The following is a 6848-nucleotide window of genomic DNA, read 5'->3' on the forward strand; positions in this document are numbered from 1 at the left end:
GTCGACGGCGACCCGCCCGGCGACGCCGGGGCCGCCCGCTCGGGCGACGGCGCGGCGCTGACCGTCGAGGGCGAGCCGCCCGACGACGGCGAGGCCGATCGGCCCGGCGCGCTGCCGGTCACCCTCCCGCCGCGTGGGCTCACCCTCTCGGCGCTGGTGGCGGAGCTGCGTACCGCGGTCACCGACCCGGCGGCACCGCCCGCCCGGCGGCGCGCCGCGGCGGCCGAGCTGGCCCGGCTGGCCGCCGCCGGGGTCACCGGCGGGCACCCCGACGACTGGTGGGGGCTGCGTGGCCTCTCCGACGACCGGCCGCTGGTCGACGACGGCGAGCCGGTCCGGGTCACCCCGTCGGCCATGGAGAGCGCGCTGCGGTGCAGCCTGCGCTGGCTGCTGGAACGGCACGGCGGCAGCGGCCCGGCCAGCGCCGCGCAGGGGGTGGGCAACCTGGTGCACGCCGCGGCGATGCTCGCCGAGGACGCCAGCGCCGACCGCACCGCTCTGCTGGAGTACGTGGCCGCCCGGTTCGACGCGATCGAGCTGGCCGCCCGCTGGATGGTCGGGCCGGAACGGGCCCGTGCCGAGGCCATGGTGGACAAGCTGCTCCGCTGGCTGGCCGGCAACCCGCGCCGGCTGCTCGCCATCGAACACGAGTTCGCCGTCCGCCTCGACGACCCGCAGCGGCCCGTCGAGCTGACCGGCCGGGTGGACCGGCTGGAGGTCGACGCCGACGGCCGGCTCGTGGTGATCGACCTGAAGACCGGCAAGTCCACCGCGGTCACCGAGCGGGAGGTCGCCGAGCACCCGCAGCTCGGGGCGTACCAGGCGGCGGTGGAGGCGGGGGCGTTCGCCGAGTTCGGCGAGGAGTCGGGTGGGGCGGCGCTGGTGCAGCTCGGCACCGGGGCGAAGGAGGCCAAGGAGCAGGCCCAGGCCGCGGCCGGGGAGGGCCCGGAGGCCGGCTGGGCGACCGCGCTGGTCCGGCGTACCGCCGATACGATGGCGGCCGCCACCTTCGCCGCGGTCGCCAACTCGAAGTGCCGGGTCTGCCCGGTGCGCACGAGCTGCCCGGTGTCCGGGCAGGGCCGCCAGGTCGTCGAGCCGCCGACCGTCCGTCCCCCGGAGAATCCGTGAGCGCCAGGAGTAGGCCACGAGGCCGGCAGTCGCGAACCGAGGCGGAGACGTGACCCAGCCCGCGCTCTTCAGCACCGCGACCCCGGCGCCGCGGACCGCCGACTCCGGCCCCCGGTACACCCCGGTGGAGCTGGCGAAGCTGCTCCGCCTGCCCGCGCCCACCCGGGAGCAGGCGGCGATCATCGCCGCGCCGGTGGAGCCGCTGCTGGTGGTCGCGGGCGCCGGCTCCGGCAAGACCGAGACGATGGCCGCCCGGGTGGTCTGGCTGGTCGCCAACTCGTACGTCCGGCCGGAGCAGATCCTCGGCCTCACCTTCACCCGCAAGGCCGCCGGCGAGCTGGCGCACCGGGTGCGTACCCGGCTCGACCAGCTCATCCGGCGCGTCGGCCGGCAGGGCCGGGACCCGCACGAGGACCCCCTCGCGGGCGAGCCGACCGTCTCCACCTACCACTCGTACGCCGGCCGGATCGTCACCGAGCACGGGCTGCGCGCCGGGTACGAGCCCACCACCCGGCTGCTCACCGAGGCGTCCCGCTGGCAGCTCGTCGACCTGCTGGTGCGCAACTACGACGGCGACATGTCCGAGGTGGAGCGGATGCCCAGCACGATCACCGACGCGGTCCTGGCGCTGGCCGGGGAGCTGGACGAGCACCTGGTCGACCCGGACACCCTCGCCGCCTGGACCGGCCGGTTCTTCGCGGACGTGCAGGCCCGCCCCGGCCGGGTCTACGCCGACGTGCGGAAGGCGCTGCGACTCCAGCAGACCCGGCTGAAGCTGCTCCCGCTGGTCCGGGCGTACGCCCGCCGCAAGGACGACTTCGAGGCGATGGACTTCGCCGACCAGCTCGCCCGGGCCGCCCGGGTGGCCCGGGACCACGCCGGCGTCGGGGTGATCGAGCGGGACCGCTTCCGGGTGGTGCTGCTCGACGAGTACCAGGACACCAGCCACGCCCAGGTGGTGCTGCTCAACGCGCTCTTCGGCGGGGGCCACCCGGTCACCGCGGTCGGCGATCCCTGCCAGTCCATCTACGGCTGGCGGGGGGCCAGCGCCGGCACCCTGGACCGCTTCCCCGGCGACTTCGCCCGCGCCGACGGCGCCCCGGCCGACGTGCTGAGCCTGACCACGAGCTGGCGCAACCGCCCGGAGATCCTCGGCGTGGCGAACGCGCTGGCCACCCCGCTGCGGGCCGCCGGGGCGCAGGTGCCGGAGCTGCGGGCCGCGCTCAGCGTGAAGGAGCCCATCCCGCACCGCAGCCCGCGCGGCCACGCCGCCGGCACCGTGCACTGCGCGCTGCTCCAGACGTACGCCGACGAGGCCGAGTGGATCGCCGACGGCGTCCTCGGCGCCTGGCGGGGGGCGGCCCGGATGCCCGGGGCGCTGCCCGAGCACATTCCGGTGCCGCAACGCCCCACCACCGCCGTGCTGGTCCGGCTGCGCAGCCAGATCCCGGCCATCGAGTCCGCGCTGCGCGCCCGCGGGCTGCCGGTCGAGGTGGTCGGCCTGGGCGGTCTGCTGGACACCCCCGAGGTCCGGGACGTGGTCTGCACGCTGCGGGTGCTCGCCGACCCGACCGACGGGGCGGCGCTGCTGCGGCTGCTCACCGGGGCGCGCTGGCGGATCGGGCCGCGCGACCTGGTGGCCCTGCACCGGCGGGCCCGGTCGATCGCCCGGTCCCGCCGCCAGTTGACCGGTGACGACGGGCCGGAGATCGCCGTGGACGTGCTGGATGAGGCCACGCTGGTCGAGGCGCTGGCCGACCTGGGGCCGGCGCAGGCGTACTCGGCGGAGGGGTACGCGCGGCTGCGCGCGTACGGGATGGAACTGGCCCTGCTGCGGTACCGGCTCGACCAGACCCTGCCGGAGCTGATCGCGGACATCGAGCGGACCATCGGCCTGGACGTGGAGGTGGCGGTCCGGGCCGGCCGGGACGGCGCCGGCGACGCCGGCCTGGCCCGCGGCCACCTCGACGCCCTCGGTGACGTCGCCGCCCGGTTCAGCGGGGAGACGCCGGGCGCGACCCTGGCCGGCTTCCTGTCCTTCCTCGCCGCCGCCGAGGACGAGGAGCGCGGGCTCGCCCCCGGCGAGGTCGAGGTGGTGGAGGGTGCGGTGCAGATCCTCACCGCGCACGCCGCCAAGGGCCTCGAGTGGGACGTGGTCGCGGTCGCCGGGCTGACCCGGGGCGTCTGGCCGGGGCCGGTCCGCAACTCCGACCACTGGCTGGGCGGCCTGGGTGTGCTGCCGTTCCCGCTCCGCGGCGACGCCGACGGGCTGCCCGAGCTGAAGCTCGCCGCCGCCGAGGACCAGCGCGGGGTGGCCCGGGCGGTGGAGGACTTCACCGACGCCTGGCGGGCGCACGACGAGCGGGAGGAGCGCCGGCTGGCGTACGTGGCGGTGACCCGGCCCCGGCGGCTGCTGCTCTGCTCCGGGTACTGGTGGGGGGAGGGGACGAAGCGGTTCCGCGGGCCCTCGGTCCTCCTCCGCGAGGTGCACGACGCCTGCCTGGACGGCGGGGCCGGGCACCTGGTCGACGAGTGGGCCCCGGAACCTCCCGGCGACGCGGTCAACCCGACGACGGAGGTGGTGCTGCGCGCCGAGTGGCCGGCCGACCCGCTCGGCGCCCGCCGGCCGGCCCTGGCCGAGGCCGCCGCCCTGGTCCGCCGCTTCCTCGCCGATCCCGAGGCGGCCCGCCGGCAGCCCGCCGAGCCGGAGCCGGCTAACCGGGAGCCCGTCGACCCGGAGACGGTCCGCCCCGAGCCCGTCGGCCCGGAGGCGGCCCGCCCCGAGCCCGTCGACCCCGAGGCGGCCGCCGGACCGGAAAGGGCCGGTGCGGGCCGGGACGGCGCCGCCGGAGCACCGGGCGACGCGGCCCCGGTCGCCGACGGCGCGGACGACCCGGAGGTGGCGCGGTGGCGGCGGGAGGCGGACCTGCTCCTCGCCGAGCGGGCCGAGCTGCTGCGGCGGGCCGAGGCGGTCGAGGTGGAGCTGCCCCGGCACCTGTCCGCGACCCAGTTGGTGGCGCTGCGCCGCGACCCGGGGGCCCTGGCGCGCGCCCTGCGCCGCCCGATGCCCACCGAGCCCAACCCGTACGCCCGCCGGGGCACCGCCTTCCACACCTGGCTGGAACAGCGCTTCGGCGCCGACCGGCTGCTGGACGTGGACGAGCTGCCCGGCGCCGCGGACGACGACGCGGCCCCCGACGAGGCGCTCACCGAGCTGCAGGAGCGATTCCTGGCCAGCGAGTGGGCCGACCGGGTGCCGCTGGAGGTGGAGGTGCCGTTCGCCACAGTGATCGCCGGGGTGGTGGTCCGGGGGCGGATGGACGCGGTCTTCGCCCGGCCGGGTGGCCGGTTCGACGTGGTCGACTGGAAGACCGGCCGGCAGCCCGCCGGGCGGGAGGCCGAGGTGGCCGGCGTGCAGCTCGCCGTCTACCGGCTGGCCTGGGCCGAGCTGGCCGGCGTGCCGGTCGAGCGGGTGGGCGCCGCCTTCCACTACGTGCGGGACGGCGTCACCGTCCGCCCGGCCGACCTGCTCGACGGCGACGGGTTGACCGCGCTGATCGCCGGCGTACCGGAAATTTCGGCGGACCGCCCCACGTTACGTAATCCGTGGTAGGTTAGGCGCGTTGCAGTTTTGGTTTCCAGAGACTCTGTGTGCGCCTGGCGGATTGTGGCCCCAGGCGCTCTTTGTTGTGTCCGGAGTTCTCCGGGCGGGGCGACCAGCAGCGACAGGCGATTCGCGCATGCCCGCGCGGAGCGCTCCTCTTCGAGCCCGCAACAGGTGCGGGTTCGACGTTCCGTCAAGGAGACGAAACAAATGGCTATTGGCACCGTCAAGTGGTTCAACGCTGACAAGGGCTTCGGCTTCATCACCCCGGACGGCGGCGGCGCCGACGTCTTCGCCCACTTCTCGGCGATCCAGTCCTCCGGCTACCGGAGCCTGGACGAGAACCAGCGGGTCGAGTTCGAGGTGACCCAGGGCCAGAAGGGCCCGCAGGCGGAGAACATCCGCCCGCTCTGATCTTCGGATCACCCAGCACCATCCACCGCACCCTCTCGGGTGCGGTGACGGGACCGGTCCGCCGCGCCGCCCACCCGCTCCGCGGGGCGCGCGTGCTGCGGCGGACCGGCCCGTACCACCTTCGGTTCGTGCTTGTGAGTCGCGACGGGCTTTACCGCCGACGACAGCGCCGCCCTGCGGCGCCCTCCCTCGACACGTGCCGCGTCGAGGAAGGCATTCCGCATGACCATGACCATTCCCACCTTCGCCGCGACCGGGCTCGCCCCGGCGCTGCTCACCGAGCTGGCGGCGCAGGGCATCACCGAGCCGTTCCCGATCCAGTCGGCGACGCTGCCGGACTCGCTCGCCGGCCGGGACGTGCTCGGCCGGGGTCGGACCGGCTCCGGCAAGACGCTCGCCTTCGGGCTGCCGCTGCTGCACCGCATCGCCGCCCGCCGGGCCCGCCCCGGCCGGCCGCTCGCGCTCGTGCTGGTGCCGACCCGGGAGCTGGCCCAGCAGGTCACCACCGCGCTCGCCCCGTACGCCCGTGCCCTCGGGCTGCGCTGCGCCACCGTGGTCGGCGGCCTGTCGCTGCAGCGGCAGGCGGACGCGCTGCGCGCCGGCGCCGAGGTGGTCGTGGCCACCCCCGGCCGGCTGCACGACCTGATCAACCGCGGCGACGCCCGCCTCGGCGAGGTCGCCATCACCGTGCTCGACGAGGCCGACCAGATGGCCGACATGGGCTTCCTTCCGCAGGTCACCAAGCTGCTGGAGCAGGTCGCCCCGGACGGCCAGCGGATGCTCTTCTCCGCCACGCTGGACGGCGGCGTGGACCGGTTGGTCCGCCGCTTCCTGAGCAACCCGGTGTCGCACTCGGTCGACCCGGGTACCGCCACGGTGAGCGCGATGACCCACCACGTGCTGCACGTCGACGCGGTGGACAAGCCCGCCGCGCTCACCCAGATCGCCGCCCGCGAGGGCCGCACCATCCTGTTCATGGGGACCAAGCACCGCGCCGACCGGCTGGCCCGCCAGTTGCTCTCCAAGGGGGTACGCGCGGCCGCGCTGCACGGCGGCAAGTCGCAGCCGCAGCGCACCCGGATCCTGGAGCAGTTCCGCACCGGCCAGGTGACCGCGCTGGTGGCCACCGACGTGGCGGCCCGGGGCATCCACGTGGACGGCCTGGACATGGTGGTCAACGTGGATCCGCCGACCGAGGCGAAGGACTACCTGCACCGGGGCGGGCGTACCGCCCGGGCGGGGGAGTCCGGCACCGTGGTCACCCTGGTCCTGCCCGAGCAGCGCCGGGACGTGTCCCGGCTGATGAGCGTGGCCGGCATCAAGCCGCAGTCGACCCAGGTGCGCCTCGGCGACGAGGCGCTGGCCCGGGTGACCGGGGCCCGCGAGCCCTCCGGCCTGCCGGTGACCATCGTCACCCCGCAGCCGGCGGCCGCCGCGCGCCCCAGGCCGGCCAGCGGAGCCGGCGACGGTGGCCGTGCCCCGCACCGCGCCTCCGGGCGCTCCCGCCGCCCGCGTCGGCCCCGCACCGCCTGAGCGCACTGCCTGACGAACGGCCCCTTCGGGGGCCGTTCGTCGTTTCCGTCGCGCTTCGGCGCCGGGGCGGACCTTGAGTCGGGGATCAGCGGAAGGCGGGTCCGATGGCCGACTGCGGCCGGCCGCGGGCGCGCCGATGCTGGCACCCGGGGGGAAGAGGTCGGGCGAG

General features: G+C 76.3%; 4 protein-coding genes. All 4 read left to right on the forward strand.

Annotated elements, in window-relative coordinates; translation table 11 throughout:
- Positions 1 to 1128, forward strand: a 1128-nt coding sequence (locus DKT69_RS32740; RefSeq protein ID WP_146231270.1) for a RecB family exonuclease, incomplete at its 5' end; no start/stop codon positions are given.
- 49 nt (positions 1129 to 1177) lie between these two features.
- A complete protein-coding gene (locus DKT69_RS32745) occupies positions 1178 to 4741 on the forward strand; it encodes an ATP-dependent helicase (protein WP_109805283.1) in 3564 nt (1187 codons plus the stop codon).
- A gap of 201 nt (positions 4742 to 4942) precedes the next feature.
- Positions 4943 to 5146: a transcription antiterminator/RNA stability regulator CspE gene (gene cspE, locus DKT69_RS32750; RefSeq protein WP_007464836.1), complete on the forward strand. Its 204-nt coding sequence runs from the start codon at positions 4943 to 4945 to the stop codon at positions 5144 to 5146.
- Positions 5147 to 5368: 222 nt separating this feature from the next.
- Positions 5369 to 6679: a DEAD/DEAH box helicase gene (locus tag DKT69_RS32755; RefSeq protein ID WP_109805284.1), complete on the forward strand. Its 1311-nt coding sequence runs from the start codon at positions 5369 to 5371 to the stop codon at positions 6677 to 6679.
- Positions 6680 to 6848 lie beyond the last annotated feature (169 nt).

This window comes from Micromonospora sicca (genome assembly GCF_003172935.1).
Classification (GTDB): Bacteria; Actinomycetota; Actinomycetes; order Mycobacteriales; family Micromonosporaceae; genus Micromonospora; species Micromonospora sicca.